This window comes from Rubellimicrobium rubrum, from assembly GCF_006152115.1.
Classification (GTDB): domain Bacteria; phylum Pseudomonadota; class Alphaproteobacteria; order Rhodobacterales; family Rhodobacteraceae; genus Rubellimicrobium; species Rubellimicrobium rubrum.
Map to the genome: position 1 here is coordinate 174,104 of NZ_VDFU01000003.1, position 18,570 is coordinate 192,673.

Below are 18,570 nucleotides of genomic sequence, written 5' to 3' on the forward strand. Positions count from 1 at the left end.
GAGGAGCTTCGCGTGCCCAGGCGACGGTCATGATGGCTGTCCTTCAGCCATCGATCCGTGCCCTCTCCACCGAAGAGCTTCCACGAGGAGGGTCAGGGCGGGGGCCATCTGCCGACGGCTGGGATAGTAGAGGTAGTACCCTGTGGCAGGCGGGCACCACTCCGAAAGCACCTGCACGAGCCGCCCATTCCTTAGGGGGCGGGCCGCGATATCCTCGGGGACATAGGCCAGGCCCAGGCCTTCGACCGCCGCCTCGAGGGCGGGCTGCGCGTCGTTGAAGACCAGCGGCCCATCCACACGGACGTTCAGCGCGCGCGCGTCCTGCTCGAACTCCCAGGCATAAATCCCACCTGACGTGCTGTGCCGGTAGTTGATGCAGCGATGCGCCGTCAGGTCCTGCGGCACCACCGGAGCGCTCCGGTCCGCCAGATAGGCCGGAGAGCCCACGACGATCCAGCGCATCTCTGGTCCGATGCGGACGGCGATCATGTCGCGCTCGACCTGCTCGCCCAGCCGGATGCCGGCGTCGAACCGCTGGCTGACGATGTCCACGAAGCCATGCTCGATCATCACCTCGACGGTGATGTCCGGGTAATCCGGCAGGAGCCGCTTCAGCGCCGGGCGAAGGATGGTCTGGCAGGCATGGGCGCTCGTGGTGATCCGGATCGTGCCAGCAGGCTTGTCCCGAAGCTCTCCCAAAGCCGACAGCCCGGCCGCAATGGCCTCCATCCCGGGCCGGGCGGCCAGGAGCAGCCGCTCGCCCGCCTCGGTCGGTGCGACGCTGCGCGTCGTCCGCGTCAGCAGCCGAACCCCGAGCCGTTCCTCGAAGCTGCGGATGGAATGGCTGAGGGTGGACTGCGTAAGGCCGAGGCGAGCGGCGGCGCGGGTGAAGCTGCGTTCCTCGGCCACAGCGAGGAATACACTCAGGTCGGTCAGATCATCGCGCCGCACTCATGGTCTCCGTCGATAGCCCCATGCGATTCTTAAGCCCTAATCGCTGGGTCACCCAGGTGTATCTAAGACGGTGGATGCGGAAGCCCGATTCCCGCCCCGACGCTGTCCAGCCGCATGCCTGCACGCGGTCGATGGCGAGCCTGTCCTGTCCCGACCAAGGAACCCAAGCCCCATGTCCGCTCCTGCCGCTGTCCTGCCCGCCTCCGGTGCCGACCGACCCGCCTGGGGCCCGGTGCTGGCCATGACGCTGTGCGTGGTCGTTCTGATCGCGTCCGAGTTCCTGCCTGTGAGCCTGCTTACGCCCATGGCGCGCGACCTCGGCCTGACTGCGGGGCAGGCGGGGCAGGCCATCTCCATATCCGGCCTTTTCGCCGTGCTCACGAGCCTGTTCGTCACCCGCCTTGTCGGCACCTACGACCGACGTCACGTGGTGATCGGCATGGCCCTGCTTTTGGCCGTGTCGGGCAGCCTGGTGGCTGCGGCTCCGAACTTTGTTGTGCTGATGACCGGACGCGCGCTTCTTGGGGTCGCGATCGGCGGCTTCTGGTCACTGAACACCGCGATCATCATGCGGCTTCTGCCCGCGGCCCTGGTGCCCGCAGGTCTGGCGGTCAGCAACGGCGGAGTGGCCTTTGCCTCCACCGTGTCGGCTCCGCTGGGCAGCGCCTTGGGCGACGTGATCGGCTGGCGCTGGACGTTCTTTGCGGTGGTGCCGCTGGCCCTCGTCGCGGCCGCGTGGCAGGCCATGGCCCTGCCGCGCCTTCCCGCCGGGGATCAGGGCCGAACGGGCGGTGTCCTGCGGTTACTGCGAAGCCGGCAGATCGCCCTAGGCATGGCGGCCATCCTGATGTTCTTCATGGGGCAGTTCGCGCTTTTCACCTATCTGCGTCCGTTCCTGGAGCAGGTAACCGGCGTCGATATCGCAACGCTTTCGGCGCTTCTCCTGATGATCGGCGTGGCGAGCCTCCTGGGCAATGCCCTGATCGGCCCCGTCCTGAGGGCGAGCCTGCCGCTGGCCTTGGCGGGGATCCCGCTGATCATGGCTGGGGTTGCCCTGATGATCGCCGTGACCGGAACATCCACCTGGACGGTGGCAGGGCTGCTGGCCCTGTGGGGCCTCGTGGCCACGGGCGGTCCGGTTGCCTGGGGCACCTGGCTCACGCGGGCGTTGCCCCACGACGTCGAAGCAGGCGGCGGCCTCCAGGTGGCGGTGATCCAACTGGCCATCACCCTGGGCGCGACGGCGGGCGGCCAGGTCTTCGACGCGGCAGGCCCCATCGCGAACGTCATGGGCAGCGCAGGGATCCTCGCGCTGGCGGGCGTCGCGGCCATCGTGGCGGGACGCGCCATCCCCCGCCAAGCCTGAACCGGACCGTCCACAGACAACTCAACTCATCAAGGACCCACCATCATGCTTGCAACCGTCCTGCACGCGGCTCGCGATGTCCGCATCGAGACCGTCCCGGACGCCGGTATCAAGGAGGCCACGGACGCGCTGATCCGGGTCACCCGCGCCTGTATCTGCGGCTCGGACCTGTGGCCCTACAACGGCCAGGATTTCCGCGGCTATCCCCTCCCCATGGGGCACGAAGCCATCGGCGTTGTCGAAGCGGTGGGCTCCGAGGTCCGCACCTTGAAGAAGGGCGACGTGGTGGTGATGCCGTTCGCCTTTTCGGACGGCACCTGCGCCTTCTGCCATGAGGGGTTGCACACCTCCTGCCGACAGGGCGGCTTCTTCGGCTCGCTCGACGTGGGCGGCGCCCAGGCCGAGGCGCTGCGGGTGCCCCAAGCGGATGGGACGTTGTTCGCGCTGCCCGTCGGCGAGGACGATGCGCTCATGCCTTCGCTCCTGACGCTCTCGGATGTCATGGGCACGGGCCATCACGCGGCGGTGGTCGCCAAGGCAGGGCCGGGACGAACGGCGGCCGTGATCGGCGACGGTGCCGTCGGCCTGTGCGGAGTCATCGCCGCCAAGCGCCTTGGGGCCGAGCGGATCATCCTCTTGGGCCGCCACGCCGACCGCATCGCTCTCGCCCGCGAGTTCGGGGCGACCGATGTGGTCAGCGAGCGTGGCGATGAGGCCGTGGAGCGCGTCATGGACATCACCGGCGGGATGGGCGTTCACTCGGTCCTCGAATGCGTGGGCACCGATCAGGCGGTGGCGACGGCGGTGGGCCTCGCCCGTCCGGGCGGCGCCGTGGGCCGGGTGGGCGTGCCGCACTACGACACGATCCCGTCCTCTCTGCCGGCATTCTTCAAGAACGTCACCGTCGGTGGCGGACCCGCCCCGGTGCGAGCCTACATCAACGACCTGCTGCCCGACGTGATGGAGGGCCGCATCGAGCCTGGACGGGTCTTCGACCGAGCCGTGGACCTGTCGGGTGTGCCCGAGGGCTATAGGGCCATGAACGACCGCGATGCGATCAAGGTCATGGTCCGGCCCTGACGATCCCGTGGAGGCCAGCTTTCGGCCGGTCTCCTCTTCGCTCCAGATGAAGGAGACAAGGACATGAAGATCCAACGCGCGGGTTCCCGACCGTCTACTTCCGGCCCTGCCGAGTGGTTCACGGGTCGGGTCCGCATCGACCCGCTCTTCCCGACCGAACCACCCTCGGCTATGGCCGGCAACCTCGTCACCTTCGAGCCCGGCGCAAGGACGGCGTGGCACACCCATCCCTTGGGCCAGATGCTGGTCGTGACGGCGGGCCTGGGCTGGGCCCAGCGCGGCGATGGGCCGGTCGAGGAGATCCGGCCCGGTGACGTGGTGCGCTTCGAGCCCGGCGAAAGGCACTGGCACGGGGCCACGGCCACCACTGGCATGAGTCACATCGCGATCCAGGAAGCCCAGGATGGCACCGCCGTCACCTGGATGGAGCAGGTTAGCGAGGGAGACTATAAAGCCTGACCTGGGTTCCAGTGGCGCCGACTTGCGAGGCTCAACCGGCCTGCATCACCCCTCCTGCATTGCGATCCCGATCCTTAACCGGGACCGCATCATCCTCATCGCGCCGATCAGCCAGCATGACAGAGGTGGTGCCGTCCATGCTGGACGTGGTGACCCTTGCGCAAGAATGGCTGCCGCGACGTGCCCGCTCAGTGCGTGGGGGCAGTCGGATCCGCCAAGATCAGCGCCGGCGCGGGCTCTTCCAACTCCTTGCGATCCTCTCCTTTCGGAGGGGCTTCGATCCAGCGGATCTTGGCCTTGCTGCGGGTCTGCAGCACTGGGAAGCACAGGGTCGGACCAGCGACACCGTCCTCGGAAAGGCGAGCGCGACAGGTGAACTCGTCGGACCAGTCGTCGGGAAGGCCGCCGCCGCTGTAGGTGATCTCGCGCACGCCCTCGGTGACGGTCTCACCTGGGGGCCGAGGGTTGGGCATAGGCTGCTATCTGCTTGGGAACAGCCCGCCGTTGCGCCATCGCAGGGAGGCCGTCCTGCGGCTGCGCTTCGCACGGGGCTGCGCTGACCGGGTGCCATTGCAGCCCCGCAGCCTGAACCCTCGCCGCAGGAAGGGGCTCTCGGCCGTGCGTCAGAACGCGTACGGCTCAGGCCTCGGGCAGCTTGCGCACGGCCCCTTGGGCGGCCGAGGTGGCATGCAGGGCATAAGCCCTGAGCGCCGTGCTGACCTTGCGGGCGCGCGGGGCGGCCGGTTTCCAGCCCAAGGCATCCTGCTCGGCCCGGCGCTGCGTCAGGGTTTCCTCGGGCAAGGCGAGGGTGATCGTCCGGGACGGGATGTCGATCTCGATCCGGTCGCCCTCGCGCACGAGGCCGATGGTCCCCCCTGACGCCGCTTCGGGCGAGACATGCCCGATGGACAGGCCCGAGGTTCCCCCGGAGAAGCGTCCATCGGTGATGAGCGCACAGGCTTTGCCCAGACCTTTCGACTTCAGGTAGCTGGTCGGGTACAGCATTTCCTGCATGCCGGGGCCGCCCTTGGGGCCTTCATATCGGATCACCAGCACGTCGCCCGCCTTAATGCGGTTCGACAGGATCGCCTCCACGGCGGCGTTCTGGCTCTCGAAGACGCGGGCAGGACCCGAGAAGACCAGGATGGAATCGTCCACCCCGGCGGTCTTCACGATGCAGCCTTCGGGCGCGAGGTTGCCGGACAGTACGGCAAGGCCCCCATCCTGGCTGAAAGCGTGGGCGGCGTCACGGATGGCCCCCTTTTCGCGGTCGAGGTCCAGTTCCGACCAACGGCGGTCCTGGCTGAACGCGGTCTGCGTCGGCACCCCGCCCGGCGCAGCGAGGAAGAGCTGGCGGACCGAGTCGTGGTTCGTCCGGCTGATGTCCCACTGGTCGATGGCAGCCCCGAGGGATCGCGCATGGACGACCGGCACCTCGCGGTGGAGGAGGCCTGCGGCGTCGAGCTGGCCCAGGATCGCCGGGATGCCCCCCGCGCGGTGAACGTCCTCCATGTGAACGTCGGGTTTGGCGGGCGCGACCTTGCACAGGCAGGGGACGCGGCGGGACAGGCGGTCGATGTCCTCCATCCCGAAGTCCACGCCCCCTTCGTGCGCGGCGGCGAGGATGTGCAAGACCGTGTTGGTGGAGCCGCCCATCGCGATGTCGAGCGCCATGGCGTTTTCGAAGGCTTCCTTGGTCGCGATGGACCGGGGCAGCACGGTCTCGTCGTTCTGCTCGTAGTAGCGGCGGGCGAGGTCCACGACGAGGTGCCCGGCTTCCACGAACAGCCGCTTGCGGTCGGCATGGGTGGCGAGCGTGGAGCCGTTCCCCGGCAGCGACAGGCCCAGCGCCTCCGTCAGGCAGTTCATCGAGTTCGCGGTGAACATGCCCGAGCAGGACCCGCAGGTCGGGCAGGCAGCCTGCTCGATCTGCTTGACCTCCTCGTCGGTCACGGAGTCATCGGCGGCGGCGACCATCGCGTCCACGAGGTCGAGGGCGACCTCGCGCCCCTTAAGGACGACCTTCCCGGCCTCCATCGGCCCGCCGGAGACGAAGACCACGGGGATGTTGAGCCGCATGGCGGCCATGAGCATGCCGGGCGTGATCTTGTCGCAATTGGAGATGCAGACCATCGCGTCGGCGCAATGCGCGTTCACCATGTATTCGACGCTGTCGGCGATCAGTTCGCGCGACGGCAGGGAATAGAGCATCCCGTCATGGCCCATGGCGATGCCGTCATCGACCGCGATGGTGTTGAATTCCTTGGCGACGCCGCCCGCCGTCTCGATCTCGCGGGCGACGAGCTGGCCCAGATCCTTGAGGTGGACGTGGCCGGGGACGAACTGGGTGAAGGAGTTGACCACGGCGATGATCGGCTTGCCGAAGTCCGAGTCCTTCATGCCCGTCGCGCGCCACAGGCCGCGAGCGCCGGCCATGTTGCGGCCATGGGTGGTGGTGCGGGAACGATAGGCGGGCATCGGGCGGGCCTCGGAAGCGAAGGGGGTTGCCGCGTTCCCTTGGACCCACCGGTCGTAAGGATCAAGGGGGTCGCGGAATGTGATCGGGCGCTCGGCCGGCTTGGCTATGGTCGTGGGTGCACAGCAGCAAGACTTTGTCGCCGGGGAGGATGCCCCGGTCTCCGGGTCGTGCGGAATCGTCCGGTTTCCTTGGAGTTGGAACCAGGGAGCGGGGGATCGACGGTCCCCTGTGCTCGGGCCTCGGGCTCGTTCACGCTGGCCGGGTGCAAGGGACGAGCTTCGACCGGCCGAGGTGGACAACGACCCCTTCCGAGTCCGCCAGCCTGTCCCCAGGCTCGGGATGACTGCGACGCTGCCCGGTTCTCGCAGCAGGGGCCAGCCAGAGCAGCTTCGACGGGCCCGCCATGGAGCCCTATCCAGGGATGCTGGCGCGCCCGACACCCAGGATCGGTCCGGTGGGCCGGCCCGTGACCGAGCCGCCCTCCTCCTCCAGGGTGATCTCGTAGAGTTGGCCCGCGATGGGTTGCGGCAGTCCCTCGGCCCCCACCGGCGCCCCTGTGAACTCATCGAGGACGCCAAGCGACACGGGCCCCACCTCCTCGGACCACTTTGTCCAGACCTGCAGGCTTTCCCCTGCTGGCACCTCGTAGGAGGCCAGCGTCGTCACGGTCACCTCGCCTCCGCCGAAGTCCTCGATCAGCGCGAAGGGAGCGCCTTCGGGGTCAAGGAGGACCGCAATCGCGGCGGGCTCTGTCCTGCTGGACGGCAGACCGGTCAGGAACGGCCAGGCGAGCCCCAGCGTAAGAAGCAGCGCCGCCGCCACGCCCAAGACCATGCGCCAGACTGACCGGTTCAGGTTGGCGGCGGGTCGGTCGGCAGGGCGCAAGGGCGGTGCCGCAAGCTCGACCGGGGACGCCAGCCGGCGTTCCAGCCGCTCCCAGGCACCGTCGGGCAGCGGCACAGGCTCGGCGGTGTCGTCGATGGGGGCGAGGCGGCGGGCTGCTGCTGCCACCAGAACCGCGAACGCTTGGTCGCTCTCGATGCGTTGCTCGGCCTGTGCCTGCTCGGCGGGATCGAGAAGCCCCAGGACGTACAGGTCGGCCTGCAGGTCGTCGTCGGGATCGGGTGTCATCCCAGGCACTCCCGTAACTGTTGCAGGCCACGGCGCATCCAGGCCTTGACGGTCCCGAGCGGCAACCCCGTGCGGCCCGCGATCTCTCCCTGGGAGTAGCCGTGCACATAGGCCAGCAGGATCGCATGCCGACGGCGCGCCTCCAGCGCACCCAGGCACAGGGGCAGGCGCAGCGTCGGATCGAGCGCCTGCAGCACGGCCTCGGTGTCGTCCACGGTCGTGCGGTCCTGCAACGTCTCGATGTCACCGTCGACCGCATGGTCCTGTCGGCGCTCGGCACGCAGGATGTTGAGAGCGGTGTTCCGCAGGATCATCGTGAGCCAGGCGCGGGCCGCGCCACGGTCCGGGTGAAAGGTCGCGGCGCGCGTCCAGATCTTGACCAGGGTGTCCTGCACCGCTTCCTCGGCCAGCACGGGATTGCGCACAAGCCGCATCGCAACCGCCATGAGCCGCGGTCCCTCGCTGTCGAAGAGACGCCTCATGGCACTTCGGTCGCCATGGGCACAGGACTGGATGTCCCGGACGAGGCGTTGGTCGCTGTCGTTCATCTCGCTCCGTCTTCAGATCCGTGTCTTCAGGTCCGCGTCTTCAGGCCCGCATCTTCAGGTCAGCCTGCCGCGCTCCGCCGAGGGGCCGCCGGCGGCGCATCGAACCCTTTCACCAGTCCTACACCGGAGAAGGCGACTTGGATGCGGCAAACGCGGGGTCTGACAAAATTCGTCGGCGCTGGTGCATCCGATCGGGGCGGCCCTGGGTAAGGACGACGCAGAGGCTCGATGCCGGGCTGGCCCCGGCGGGCAGCGATCACTGTCAGGAGGACGACGATGTCTTACGACCAGAATGGCGGCTACGGCAGCACCCGTGACGACGATGACTTTCGGTTCAACATCCTCTACAAGCCGGCCGTGAGCCGCGACCTGGGGGCCGGCGACGACCTGGTCAGGATCACGGCGGACAAGGGGATCCCGCAGGTTCGGCTGACCTTCACCAGCAGCGAGGTCGGGAACGGCTCGGCTCTGGACAGCAACACCATGGCCAATCAGGACGGCGGCCTCGCTGTCAGGGCACAGGTCGAGAACGGCTCGGGCGCCCTGATCGGCCCGGTCAGCCGCTTCGATGACGAAGGGATCACCTTCGACAGCAAGGGGCGCTTCACCTTCGACGTCCGCGACCTGGTCAGCGGCGTGCAACGGGGCGATCAGTTCGACGTGGTCGTGCTCGGCACCAAGGGGAACGACACACTGGGCGACAGCGGCTCCCGCGATGCGTACTACATCAACGCAGGCATGGGTGACGACCGGCTGATCGGCGGTCGCGGCGACGATTTCCTGGTGGGCGGCGCGGGTAACGACCAACTGTTCGGCGGTCGCGGCGACGATTCCTTCATCGGTGGCGGCGGCAACGACCTGATCCGTGGCGGCACAGGCGACGACATGGCGATCTTCAGCCTGGCCACCGACGGGGCGGATCAGGTCAACCTGGAGTCCGGTTGGGACACCGTCAGCGTGGCGGCGCCAGCCACCGCCCAGCAGGTCCGCCTGACCTTCACCAGCAGCGAGGTCGGCAACGACCGGGCCACCGACAGCAACACCATGGCCAACCAGGATGGCGGCCTTGCGGTGCGGCTGCAGGCCGAGGACGGGTCGGGCAACCTTGCGGGCCTCGTCAGCCGCTATGACGACGAAGGCATCCGTTTCGCGAGCACCACCTCGGGTGTGACCTTCGACGTGCGCGACCTGGTCAGCGGCGTGCAGCGCGGCGACCAGTTCGACGTGGTGGAACTGGGGACCAAGGGCAACGACGTGTTCGACGCGCGCGGCGAGGATGAGGCCTATTACATCAACGCAGGCATGGGCAACGACCGGCTGACGGGTGGTCTGGATCGCGACTTCCTGGTGGGCGGCCTGGGCAACGACCGCCTGAACGGCGGCGAAAGCGACGACTCGCTGCTCGGCGGTGGGGGCAACGACGTATTCGTCTTCATCGGCGCTGCTGGCGACGACAGCATTCTCGACTTCGCCTCCGGCACCGACAGGATTGACCTGAGGTCGTTCGATATCGACTTCGGCGATGTCCGGAGCACGAGGTCCGGGGCCGATACCATCGTCGAAGTCAACTCGGACCGCGACTCGGCTTACGATGTCCAGATCCGGCTTGTGGGTGTGGGCGCGGCGGTCGAATCCGACTTCATCTTCGCCTGACGTCATCGCGTCCGCCGGCCATCCAGGCCGGCGGGCGGCCCGTCGTTCCGAGTGGTGTCCGTGTCATGAGTTGAACGGGGGACGGTCCTTGGATGCAGGGCCGTCCTCGCCACGGAACGGCAGAACTTCCGCGACAAAGGCCGTCCGTCAAACGCTCCGATGGAGAGAGGCCCTCGTCGGAGCGCCCGGGCTCCAGGGGGCCAGCCGGTCGCACGGTTCTCTGCGCCAGATCTGCCCGGCCTGCCCTGCCCAAGGGAAGAGATCGGTAAGAGTCAGGTTAGAAGTTGCGAAGAATCCGGGGCTTCCGCGCCCTGTTCCTTGCTCCGATGGGTGTGTGGTCCAAGATCGGACCCGAGCCGATCATGGGCTCGCGCAGCAAGGAGAAACCAGATGCGTGATCTACTGACCGAAGAACTCGAGCACGTTTACGGCGCCGGCGGTAAGGGTCGGCGTCGCCGGACCAAGGGCCGCAACGACAGCGATTCCGGCCGTCGGGGCCGCGGTCGCAATCGTCGCAGTGGGTCCAACTCGGGCCGTCGGGGCGCCAGCACCTGACCCACTCATGAACCGGCACGCCTCCGCCCCACCGGAGGCGTGCCGATCCACGCAGGTTCCCGAGGAGATGCACATGCCGTTCGAGATGGCCGTTGCCGATGGTGAGGCCGCACGTGGTGCGGTCCGGGACGAACTCTGGCTTCTGGGCCAGCCGCCCCTGCGCGACTATCTGGATTTCGTCCGGCGCCTGGTGGTCGATGGCGCATCGCTGGATCCCCGCGCGCTGACCGATAAATGGCGCGAGGCGAACGACCGCTACTACGAGCTCGAGCGCACCGAAGCCGGGGTTGCCGACAAGGCCGGTCGCCGCCCTTTGCCCAAGGCGATGCGGTCGTTGGCCGAATCCGTATCGCAGACCGCGCATTTTCGCCGCACATTCGATTCCCTTCCCGTGACCATCGAGATGGTCCAGCTCGACCGCCTTGTGGTGTACCAGCCGCATGTGACCCTTCCGTTCACCGAGCGCCTGCAGGCCCAGGTCGATCCAGGCATGGATGCAGAGGCACTCTTTCGCTTCTGCCACCCCGTCGAGCGTCGGGACCCGCCCGTGCGCGCCCGGCGTATCGATGACAAGCGCTACCTTTTCACGTCCGACTCGACCGACTTCCGGCTCCACGACCCCGCGCTGCTGCGCCCCGACCAGATCGTCGAGCACGACAGCTTTGGGCCGATCAGCGCGGCGATCGGGCTCATGGTAGGCTACGGGTCCAACTTCCTGAGCGTCATCCGCTCTGACAGTCGCATGCTCCTCCACAATGGCTATCACCGGGCCTACGCCCTGCGCGCCGCAGGCATTACCCATGCCCCCGCCGTCGTGCAGACGGTGACGCGGCGCGACGAGCTGCAACTCGTGGCCTCGGCGGTGGTGGTGGACGAGCCCGCCTTCTTCTTCGCTTCCAAGCGGCCGCCGCTGTTGAAGGACTTCTTCGACCCCAAGATCGCGAGGGTCCTGCCGGTCAAGCGGATGGAGAAGATGATCGAGGTGAGCTTCGAGATCCGGGAATACGATGTGCCCTGCGCCTGAGCCCAGGCCGGCCGCTCCGCTGTTCCGCCCCGAGGCCGTCGCGGAGCAGGAAAGCCGCTGGCTCGGGCAGGTGCTCATCGTGCCCCGGCTGGGCCTGAGCCTGGGCGTCGCCTTCGCGGCCTTGCTGGCGCTGGGCGTTCTGGGGTTGCTCGTGTTCGGGCAGTACACCCGGACCGAGCGTCTGGCTGGCTGGCTGGTGCCTGCCATTGCCGGAGCGTCGGCAGGCGGGCAGGGCACGGGCGTGCCGCTGGAGGCCCGACTCCATGCGCCCGGCCATGCCATCGGCGACCTCCGCCCGGGCCAGAGGGTGCAACTGCGCTACGATGCCTTTCCCTACCAGCGCCATGGCCAGCACAAGGGGGTAGTCCGCCGGCTCCTCCCGGCGAGCCTCACGCCGGAAGAGGTGGCAGAGATCACCGGCAGCCCGGCACTGGCGGTGTCCGGGCCGTTGTTCGAGGTGGAGGTTGATCTGGTCGACCCGGCGGCAGAGGTCATGGGGCAGGGCGCGCGGCTCATGCCGACGATGACGCTCGAGGCCGACGTCCTGATCGAGACCCGGAAAGTCTGGGAATGGGTTCTCGACTTGGACGATGCGCTTGATGGCGAGTCCGAGGGTGAAGGACTGACATGAAGCTGTTCGGGCATTCCTCCGCGCGGCGGCTGCCCATGACGCTCCAGGCCGAAGCGGCCGAGTGCGGGCTGGCCTGCCTATCGATGATCGCAGCCTTTCACGGCCGCCCGGCCGGTCCGGCCGAGTTGCGCCAGCGCTTCGGGCTGTCGCTGAAGGGAGCTACCCTGAAGGACGTGATCGGGATCGCGGAGCGGCTAAGTATGGCCGCCCGCCCGGTGCGGCTCGATCTGGATGAGCTTGGCCAACTCCGGACTCCTTGCATCCTGCACTGGGATCTCAGCCATTTCGTCGTGCTCCGGTCGGTCGATCGGCGCGGCGTGACGATCCACGATCCTGCCGAGGGCGTTCGGCGGCTGAGCCTTGCCGAGGTGTCCCGCCACTTCACCGGGGTCGCGCTCGAGCTCACTCCCACGGGTGGCTTCGAGGCTGCGTCTGGGCCAGTGCCGCGTGTGCGGTTGCGCTCGCTTGTGGGCGAAGTGAGGGGCCTGCGGCGCGCGTTGGCGCATCTTCTCGTGCTGGCCCTCGCCATCGAGGTGTTCGCCCTCCTGAGCCCGCTTTTTCTTGGGCTCACGGTCGATCAGGCCCTGCTGTCGGGCGACCGCGACCTGCTGCTGACGCTGGCGCTGGCCTTTGGCCTCCTGCTCTTGCTCCAGACAGGGGTCGAAGCCCTGCGGGGCTGGATGCTGATGGCGCTTGGGGCATCGCTCAAGGTGCAGGCGCGCACCAACCTGCTGTCGCATCTTCTGGCCCTTCCGGCGGGGTGGTTCGAGGCCCGCGCGGTCGCGGACATCCTGTCGCGCTTTGAATCACAGGACGAGATCCTGCGGGCCATCACCCGTGATCTCGTGGTGGCGGTGCTGGACGGCATCATGTGCATCGTGACGCTGGTCGTCATGGCGGTTCTCGCGCCGACGCTCACGATCCTGGTGATCGCGGGCGGCCTGCTTTATGCCCTGGTGCGCTGGGCCTTCTACGCCCCGCTCCGGCAGGCCTCGGCCGAGGCGCTGGTCTGGGCCGCGCGCCGGGACGGGCACTTTCTCGAGTCGCTGCGCGGCATCCGCGCCATCAAGCTGTTCAATGCTCAGGCCGACCGCCGGACGCAGTGGGCGAACCTCCTGATCGAGACCGTGAACCGCCAGCTCGTGACCGAGCGGCTCCACATCCTGTTCAGGGCTGTCAACATGCTGCTCCTCGGGGGTTTGGGGATCCTCGTGATCTGGCTGGCAGCCCGGATGATCATGGACGGGCGTCTCACCGTCGGGCTCCTGATCGCCTTTGTTGCCTACCAGACCCTGTTCCTGCGCCGGGTGAGCAGCCTGATCGACACGCTGGTCGATCTGCGGATGCTTGGCCTGCATGCCGAACGCCTGACCGACATTGCCCTGACGCCGCCCGAGCCAGCGGGGGAGCCGGCGGCATCCGAGCCCGCGCCCAGGTTGCCGGTCGCGATCGAGGTTCGCGGCCTGGGGTTCCGCTACGGCCCGAACGACCCGTGGATTCTTCGCGACATCAATCTCCGCATCGAGCCCGGCGAGTGGGTCGCCATCGCCGGCCCGTCGGGCTGCGGCAAGACCACTTTGCTCAAGCTCCTCGCGGGCCTCCTCCCGACCACCTGCGGCGAGATCCTTGTGGACGGGGTTCCGTTGGATGAGCTCGGTCCCGCGCGGTGGCGCGACAGGATCGGGGTCGTCATGCAGGACGACTCGCTCTTTGCCGGGTCCATCGCCGACAACATCGCCTTTTTCGCGCCGGACCCGGACCGAGCCCGCATCGAGCGATGCGCCCGGCTCGCGGCGGTCCACGACGACATCGCCCGCATGCCGATGAGCTATGCGACGCTGATCGGCGACATGGGCAGCGTCCTTTCGGGCGGACAGCAGCAGCGTGTCCTTCTGGCCCGAGCGCTTTACAGGCAGCCACGACTCCTTTTGCTCGACGAGGCCACGAGCCATCTCGACACGGAGCGCGAACGCGCCGTCAATGACGCGCTCGCAACCATGCCCATGACCCGCATCGCCATCGCCCATCGCCCGGAGACCATCCATGCAGCAGGACGTGTCATCGCACTGGACGGCGGCCGGCTGGTCGAGCCTGTTGGCGCGCGACACCCGCCATCGCCTGAGCATCCGGGCCAAGATCGCCCTGCACCAGGCCGTGGTCGCGCTGACCCTGCTGTGCAGCGGCGGGGCGACCTGGTTCGCGGTTGAGCGGATCGACTACTACTTCGACCGCAACCGGTTGGCGCAGGAGCAGATGGAGACGATGCTCCGCCTGTCCACGCATCTCAACCGCTATTCCGAGAACGTGGCTGAGCTACTTCTCCTCGGGAGGACCGAGCTCGACGATTTCTTCGCCGCGAGGCGAAGCGTGGAGGAAGTGCTGGACGAACTGTCGGACTTGACCGGACAGGAGATCGAGTTCGTCCGATCCGCCGAGGAGCGGGCGGAGGAGATCGGAGAGCAGGAGCGGACCAACCAGATCCGCGCGCTGTTCGAGGAGATCGACCTCACCACGCAACGTCTTCTGTTCCTGCGCGATCAGGGTCAGCAGGAGCAGGCCGTGACCCTGTTCCGCGACACCATCGAGGAGGGGGTGAGCGCGCAACTCGACCGCGAGATCGCCACCGCCCTCGCCGGTGAGGAGGCCGAGCTGCGCGAACTCCAGATGCGGACCAATCGGCTCGAAAGCGGCCTTGTGCTGTTCGTCCTGTCGGTCGTCGGCACGGCCATCCTGGTATCCGCGCTGGCGGGCGCGCGCCTGGTCGGGGCGCTGACCCGGCCCATCCACGACCTGATCGCCGCGACCCGTGCCATCGGCGATGGCGACCTGGGGCACCGGATCGGCAACGACCACCCCAAGGAGTTCGCCGGGCTGGCGCGGCAGTTCAACCGGACCGCCAGCCAGCTCGAGGCGCAGCGGCTCGAGGTGCAGGAGCGGCAGGCCGGGCTCGAGGACACCATTTCCCGGCGCACGGCCGAGCTCGAGGAGGCCAACGAGCGGCTTCAGCGCCTCGACCGCATGCGGGTGCTGTTCCTGGCGGATATCAGCCACGAGCTCCGCACCCCGCTGACGGTCCTGCGCGGCGAGGCCGAGGTGGCGCTGAGGGGGGTGCGGTCGTCCGAAGAGCACCGCGAGACACTGGTGCGCGTCGTTCAGCTTGCCCAGCAGATGGGACGGCTGGTCGAGGACCTCCTGTTCCTGGGACGCGCCGAGGTCGGGGCCGTGCGCTTCGAGATGCAGCCGCTCGAGCTGGAGGATGTCGTGGAGATCGCCCTCGCGGACGCCGAGATCCTCGCGGACGAGCGGGAACTGGTCATCGATGCGCACTTGCCGGATGGTCCAGTGAGGGTCGAGGGGGATGCGGGACGGCTGTCGCAGGCCCTCGTGACAATCCTCGACAACGCGGTGAAGTACTCCAGCCCCGGCGGTCGAATCGCGGTCGAGCTGAGCCGGACCGAGATCGAAGCCTGCCTCCGGGTCGTCAACGGCGGTCCGGGCATTCCCAAGGCCGATCTACCCTTCGTGTTCAACCGATTCTACCGAGGCCGAGCCGAGCGCGGTTCCACCGATGGCAGCGGCCTGGGCCTGCCGATCGCCAAGTGGATCGTGGATGCCCATGGCGGCCGAGTCGACCTGGCGAGCGAGGAGGGTCGGACGGTGGTCACCCTACAACTTCCACTGAGGGGCTGAGCGATGGCGCGTATTCTGCTGGTCGAGGACGACCCTCGGATCGTGAGCTTCATCCGGCGCGGCCTGCAGGCGGAAGGGCATGTGATCGACACGGCCGACACGGCAGCGCGGGGCCTCAACATGGCGCGCGAGAACGACTATCCCCTGCTGATCCTGGACCGGATGCTGCCCGACATGGATGGAGCCGAGATCTGCCGACAGCTCCGGCAGGAGCGGGTGGGCTCGCGCATCCTGATGCTGACGGCCAAAGACACGCTTGGCGACAAGGTGGGCGGCCTGCGCGCCGGGGCCGATGACTACCTGACCAAGCCGTTCTCTTTCGACGAGTTCGTGGCGCGGATCGAGGCCCTCTTGCGACGCAGCGCGATGCAGCGGCACGAGTCGCGGCTTCAGGTGTCGGACCTGACCCTGGACCCCGCCACGCGGGCCGTGATGCGCGGCGGAAGGGCGATCGAGTTGACGCCCAAGGAATACGCGTTGCTGCGATGCCTTATGGAGAACCCAGGCACGGTTCTGAGCCGTTCGCAGCTTCTCAACAACGTCTGGGGGCTGGCCTTCGATCCAGGCACCAAGGTCGTGGACGTTTATGTGCGCTACCTGCGCCGCAAGGTGGACGACGGCGCAGCCGAGTCCCTGATCCACACCGCACGAGGCACGGGCTATTGGATCGGCCAAGGCTCCGGTTCCCAGGACGCAACGGCGGCCGACTCGTGATGCACTGGCCCTGACCGTCGAGCAGGCTTCTGCCAAAGCGCCGGCGCCGACAGACACTCTCTTGCGTGCCCCTTCGACCGCACTTGCCCGGGTTCTTGATGCAACTCAGCCGAAATGATCTGGATGACTGGTGCTGCGAGAGAGGATTGAACTCTCGACCTCACCCTTACCAAGGGTGTGCTCTACCACTGAGCTACCGCAGCACTGGGGCGCCTTCTAGCGACCCCGACGCCGAGCGCAAGAGGGTTCGTGCGGCTGGACGTGCGCTGAGGCTGGGACTATGACGCGCCCATGACGGAACGGCGGCCAGGCACCCCCGCGAAGGGCGAACGCGACGCGCGGCTCAGGGCCGCGCCGACCGGCCGCGACGCGCGGCTCAAGGCCGCCCTCAAGGCCAACATCGCCCGGCGTAAGGCCCGCGCCCAGGTTTTGGACGCGGAACGACCGCCCGAAGATCCCTATGGCGACGCGCCGCTCGCCCCACCCGAGGAAAACTGAATGGACTCGATCATTGTCCGTGGCGGAGCCGAGCTGAACGGCCAGATCCCCATCGCGGGGGCAAAGAACGCCTGCCTCGCGCTCATGCCGGCAACGCTGCTGAGCGAGGAGCCGCTGACCCTCACCAATGCGCCGCGGCTGTCGGACATCCGTACCATGACGATGCTCCTGCAGTCGCTGGGGGCCGAGGTCTCCACGCTGGCGGGGGGCAAGGTCCTGGCCGCGTCCTCGCACGGTCTCACCTCCTCGCGCGCGGACTATGACATCGTCCGCAAGATGCGCGCCTCGAACCTCGTGCTGGGGCCGCTCCTCGCTCGGGAAGGGCAGGCGGTCGTGTCGTTGCCGGGTGGCTGCGCCATCGGCGCGCGGCCCATGGACATTCATATCGACGCGCTGGAACGTCTGGGCGCGGTCATCGACCTCCGCGACGGCTACCTGCATGCGACCGCGCCGGGGGGGCTGAAGGGCGCCCGCGTGCCGCTGCGCTTCGCCTCCGTGGGCGCGACCGAGAACGTGCTGATGGCCGCCACGCTCGCAAAAGGCACTACCATCATCGAGAACGCCGCCCGCGAGCCCGAGATCGTGGACCTCGCCCAATGCCTTCGCAAGATGGGCGCGCAGATCGAGGGGGAGGGGACGTCCGCCATCACCATCCAGGGCGTCGACCGGCTTAATGGCGCGACGCACGCCGTGGTAACCGACCGGATCGAGCTTGGCACCTACATGCTCGCGCCTGCCTTCACGGGCGGTGAGGTGGAGTGCCTGGGCGGGCGGCTCGACCTCGTGGGAGCCTTCGTGGAAAAGCTGGAGATGGCTGGCCTTGAGATCGAGGAGACCGCGCGCGGGCTCAAGGTCCGCCGCTCGAACGGACGGCCCCGCGCCGTGGACGTGGTGACCGAACCGTTCCCTGGCTTTCCGACTGACCTGCAAGCGCAGATGATGGCGATGCTCTGCACCGCCGACGGCACCTCGGTCCTTGAGGAGAAGATTTTCGAGAATCGCTTCATGCACGCACCCGAACTCATGCGGATGGGCGCGCGGATCGAGCTTCACGGCGGGACCGCCAAGGTGACGGGCGTGGAACGCCTTCGCGGCGCGCGTGTTATGGCCACCGACCTGCGGGCCTCGGTGTCGCTGATCCTTGCGGGGCTCGCGGCCGAGGGCGAGACGGTGGTCAGCCGCGTCTACCACCTCGACCGCGGCTACGAACATGTCGAGGAAAAGCTCTCCGCCGTGGGGGCCCGGATCGAAAGGATCGCCGCATGAGTGACGCACCGCAGGACGCCCGCTTCGCTGATGCCGACGAGGGCCCCCTGCGGCTTCGGGCCCAGGACCCGGAGGACCTGACCATCCTGTCCGCCCTGGTGCAGGACGCGGTGGTCACGGTCGGCGACGTCGCCTGGCTGAAGCAGAACCGCCGCTTCGCCGCCCTCGTCAATCGCTTCCGTTGGGAGGGACAGACCCGGACGCCCGAGCGCGTGCGCTCCCTGCTGGTGATCGAGGGGGTGACGGCAGTGCGCTCGCAGGGCGTCGATCCTCGGGACAAGGACACCGTGCTGTCCCTCCTTTCGCTGGCTTGGGAGGCCGGGGAGGATGGGGCTGGCCGGGTCGTCGTGACGCTTGCCGGCGACGGAGTCATCGCCGTCGAGGTGGAAGCGCTGGAGATCCTGCTGAAGGACGTGACCAAGCCTTACCTCGCCCCATCCCGCCGAGCGCCGTCGCATCCGGAGTGACCCGGACGGTGCTCAAGGGAGGCTTCGGCCACGCCGCATGCACTGGCCTGATATC

Annotated in this window: 17 protein-coding genes and 1 tRNA gene; 12 read left to right on the forward strand and 6 right to left on the reverse strand. The window is 68.0% G+C overall.

Annotated elements, in window-relative coordinates:
* Positions 1-27 precede the first annotated feature (27 nt).
* Complete coding sequence (locus FHG66_RS03915) at positions 28-951, reverse strand: LysR family transcriptional regulator (RefSeq protein WP_139075384.1); 924 nt, start codon at positions 949-951, stop codon at positions 28-30.
* 175 nt (positions 952-1,126) lie between these two features.
* Here FHG66_RS03915 and FHG66_RS03920 point away from each other — a divergent pair, with 175 nt between their 5' ends.
* The 3 genes from FHG66_RS03920 to FHG66_RS03930 all read left to right on the forward strand — a co-directional run bounded on the left by FHG66_RS03920 (position 1,127) and on the right by FHG66_RS03930 (position 3,859).
* Positions 1,127-2,320 carry an MFS transporter gene (locus tag FHG66_RS03920; protein ID WP_139075385.1) on the forward strand — a complete coding sequence of 398 codons (1,194 nt, stop codon included), beginning with the start codon at positions 1,127-1,129 and terminating at the stop codon, positions 2,318-2,320.
* Positions 2,321-2,365: 45 nt separating this feature from the next.
* The gene (locus tag FHG66_RS03925; RefSeq protein ID WP_176556113.1) at positions 2,366-3,400 is read left to right on the forward strand and encodes a zinc-dependent alcohol dehydrogenase family protein; all 1,035 of its coding nucleotides are present in this window, start codon (positions 2,366-2,368) and stop codon (positions 3,398-3,400) included.
* A 63-nt stretch (positions 3,401-3,463) separates the two neighbouring features.
* Complete coding sequence (locus tag FHG66_RS03930) at positions 3,464-3,859, forward strand: (R)-mandelonitrile lyase (RefSeq protein WP_139075386.1); 396 nt, start codon at positions 3,464-3,466, stop codon at positions 3,857-3,859.
* 188 nt (positions 3,860-4,047) lie between these two features.
* On the opposite strand, the gene FHG66_RS03935 is transcribed toward FHG66_RS03930, so the two are convergent.
* The 4 genes from FHG66_RS03935 to FHG66_RS03950 form a co-directional block, all read right to left on the reverse strand.
* The gene (locus FHG66_RS03935) at positions 4,048-4,332 is read right to left on the reverse strand and encodes a DUF1775 domain-containing protein (RefSeq protein ID WP_139075387.1); all 285 of its coding nucleotides are present in this window, start codon (positions 4,330-4,332) and stop codon (positions 4,048-4,050) included.
* A gap of 166 nt (positions 4,333-4,498) precedes the next feature.
* Complete coding sequence (gene ilvD, locus FHG66_RS03940; protein WP_139075388.1) at positions 4,499-6,337, reverse strand: dihydroxy-acid dehydratase; 1,839 nt, start codon at positions 6,335-6,337, stop codon at positions 4,499-4,501.
* A gap of 412 nt (positions 6,338-6,749) precedes the next feature.
* Positions 6,750-7,469 (reverse strand): anti-sigma factor, encoded by a 720-nt coding sequence (locus FHG66_RS03945; protein ID WP_139075389.1) that lies wholly within the window; start codon positions 7,467-7,469, stop codon positions 6,750-6,752.
* Positions 7,466-8,017, reverse strand: a complete 552-nt coding sequence (locus tag FHG66_RS03950) for a sigma-70 family RNA polymerase sigma factor (protein ID WP_139075390.1) — start codon at positions 8,015-8,017, stop codon at positions 7,466-7,468. Before FHG66_RS03950 ends, FHG66_RS03945 begins: the two co-directional genes overlap by 4 nt.
* 276 nt (positions 8,018-8,293) lie before the next feature.
* Between FHG66_RS03950 and FHG66_RS21480 the strand changes: the two genes are divergently transcribed.
* From FHG66_RS21480 to FHG66_RS03980, 6 genes are all read left to right on the forward strand, one after another.
* Positions 8,294-9,670 carry a calcium-binding protein gene (locus FHG66_RS21480; protein ID WP_218013785.1) on the forward strand — a complete coding sequence of 459 codons (1,377 nt, stop codon included), beginning with the start codon at positions 8,294-8,296 and terminating at the stop codon, positions 9,668-9,670.
* A 628-nt stretch (positions 9,671-10,298) separates the two neighbouring features.
* Positions 10,299-11,249: a hypothetical protein gene (locus FHG66_RS03960; protein WP_218013786.1), complete on the forward strand. Its 951-nt coding sequence runs from the start codon at positions 10,299-10,301 to the stop codon at positions 11,247-11,249.
* The gene (locus FHG66_RS03965; protein ID WP_139075391.1) at positions 11,233-11,880 is read left to right on the forward strand and encodes an HlyD family secretion protein; all 648 of its coding nucleotides are present in this window, start codon (positions 11,233-11,235) and stop codon (positions 11,878-11,880) included. Before FHG66_RS03960 ends, FHG66_RS03965 begins: the two co-directional genes overlap by 17 nt.
* Positions 11,877-14,087: a peptidase domain-containing ABC transporter gene (locus FHG66_RS21855; protein WP_139075392.1), complete on the forward strand. Its 2,211-nt coding sequence runs from the start codon at positions 11,877-11,879 to the stop codon at positions 14,085-14,087. The genes FHG66_RS03965 and FHG66_RS21855 overlap by 4 nt, the downstream gene beginning before the upstream one ends.
* 457 nt (positions 14,088-14,544) lie before the next feature.
* Positions 14,545-15,570, forward strand: coding sequence for a sensor histidine kinase (locus FHG66_RS22150; RefSeq protein WP_246082457.1), 1,026 nt, complete (start codon positions 14,545-14,547; stop codon positions 15,568-15,570).
* Between the two features lie 3 nt (positions 15,571-15,573).
* Positions 15,574-16,284: a response regulator transcription factor gene (locus FHG66_RS03980; protein WP_139075394.1), complete on the forward strand. Its 711-nt coding sequence runs from the start codon at positions 15,574-15,576 to the stop codon at positions 16,282-16,284.
* Between the two features lie 128 nt (positions 16,285-16,412).
* On the opposite strand, the gene FHG66_RS03985 is transcribed toward FHG66_RS03980, so the two are convergent.
* Positions 16,413-16,487: transfer RNA gene (locus FHG66_RS03985), tRNA-Thr, on the reverse strand.
* Positions 16,488-16,575: 88 nt separating this feature from the next.
* Here FHG66_RS03985 and FHG66_RS03990 point away from each other — a divergent pair.
* Genes FHG66_RS03990 through FHG66_RS04000 form a run of 3 tightly spaced genes read left to right on the forward strand, consistent with a single transcriptional unit; the run spans position 16,576 to position 18,515 of the window.
* Positions 16,576-16,782 carry a hypothetical protein gene (locus FHG66_RS03990; protein ID WP_139075395.1) on the forward strand — a complete coding sequence of 69 codons (207 nt, stop codon included), beginning with the start codon at positions 16,576-16,578 and terminating at the stop codon, positions 16,780-16,782.
* Complete coding sequence (gene murA, locus FHG66_RS03995; protein WP_139075396.1) at positions 16,783-18,048, forward strand: UDP-N-acetylglucosamine 1-carboxyvinyltransferase; 1,266 nt, start codon at positions 16,783-16,785, stop codon at positions 18,046-18,048.
* Entirely contained in the window at positions 18,045-18,515 is a 471-nt protein-coding gene (locus FHG66_RS04000; RefSeq protein WP_139075397.1) for a DUF2948 family protein, read from the forward strand. The genes murA and FHG66_RS04000 overlap by 4 nt, the downstream gene beginning before the upstream one ends.
* Positions 18,516-18,570 lie beyond the last annotated feature (55 nt).

What these genes read in the sequence shown, in the direction of transcription:
- FHG66_RS03920 (WP_139075385.1), top strand. Translation starts at nt 1,127, where the DNA reads ATGTCCGCTCCTGCCGCTGTCCTGCCCGCCTCCGGTGCCGACCGACCC.
- FHG66_RS03925 (WP_176556113.1), top strand. Translation starts at nt 2,366, where the DNA reads ATGCTTGCAACCGTCCTGCACGCGGCTCGCGATGTCCGCATCGAGACC.
- FHG66_RS03930 (WP_139075386.1), top strand. Translation starts at nt 3,464, where the DNA reads ATGAAGATCCAACGCGCGGGTTCCCGACCGTCTACTTCCGGCCCTGCC.
- FHG66_RS03935 (WP_139075387.1), bottom strand. Translation starts at nt 4,332, where the DNA reads ATGCCCAACCCTCGGCCCCCAGGTGAGACCGTCACCGAGGGCGTGCGC.
- ilvD (WP_139075388.1), bottom strand. Translation starts at nt 6,337, where the DNA reads ATGCCCGCCTATCGTTCCCGCACCACCACCCATGGCCGCAACATGGCC.
- FHG66_RS03945 (WP_139075389.1), bottom strand. Translation starts at nt 7,469, where the DNA reads ATGACACCCGATCCCGACGACGACCTGCAGGCCGACCTGTACGTCCTG.
- FHG66_RS03950 (WP_139075390.1), bottom strand. Translation starts at nt 8,017, where the DNA reads ATGAACGACAGCGACCAACGCCTCGTCCGGGACATCCAGTCCTGTGCC.
- FHG66_RS21480 (WP_218013785.1), top strand. Translation starts at nt 8,294, where the DNA reads ATGTCTTACGACCAGAATGGCGGCTACGGCAGCACCCGTGACGACGAT.
- FHG66_RS03960 (WP_218013786.1), top strand. Translation starts at nt 10,299, where the DNA reads ATGCCGTTCGAGATGGCCGTTGCCGATGGTGAGGCCGCACGTGGTGCG.
- FHG66_RS03965 (WP_139075391.1), top strand. Translation starts at nt 11,233, where the DNA reads ATGTGCCCTGCGCCTGAGCCCAGGCCGGCCGCTCCGCTGTTCCGCCCC.
- FHG66_RS21855 (WP_139075392.1), top strand. Translation starts at nt 11,877, where the DNA reads ATGAAGCTGTTCGGGCATTCCTCCGCGCGGCGGCTGCCCATGACGCTC.
- FHG66_RS22150 (WP_246082457.1), top strand. Translation starts at nt 14,545, where the DNA reads ATGCGGACCAATCGGCTCGAAAGCGGCCTTGTGCTGTTCGTCCTGTCG.
- FHG66_RS03980 (WP_139075394.1), top strand. Translation starts at nt 15,574, where the DNA reads ATGGCGCGTATTCTGCTGGTCGAGGACGACCCTCGGATCGTGAGCTTC.
- FHG66_RS03990 (WP_139075395.1), top strand. Translation starts at nt 16,576, where the DNA reads ATGACGGAACGGCGGCCAGGCACCCCCGCGAAGGGCGAACGCGACGCG.
- murA (WP_139075396.1), top strand. Translation starts at nt 16,783, where the DNA reads ATGGACTCGATCATTGTCCGTGGCGGAGCCGAGCTGAACGGCCAGATC.
- FHG66_RS04000 (WP_139075397.1), top strand. Translation starts at nt 18,045, where the DNA reads ATGAGTGACGCACCGCAGGACGCCCGCTTCGCTGATGCCGACGAGGGC.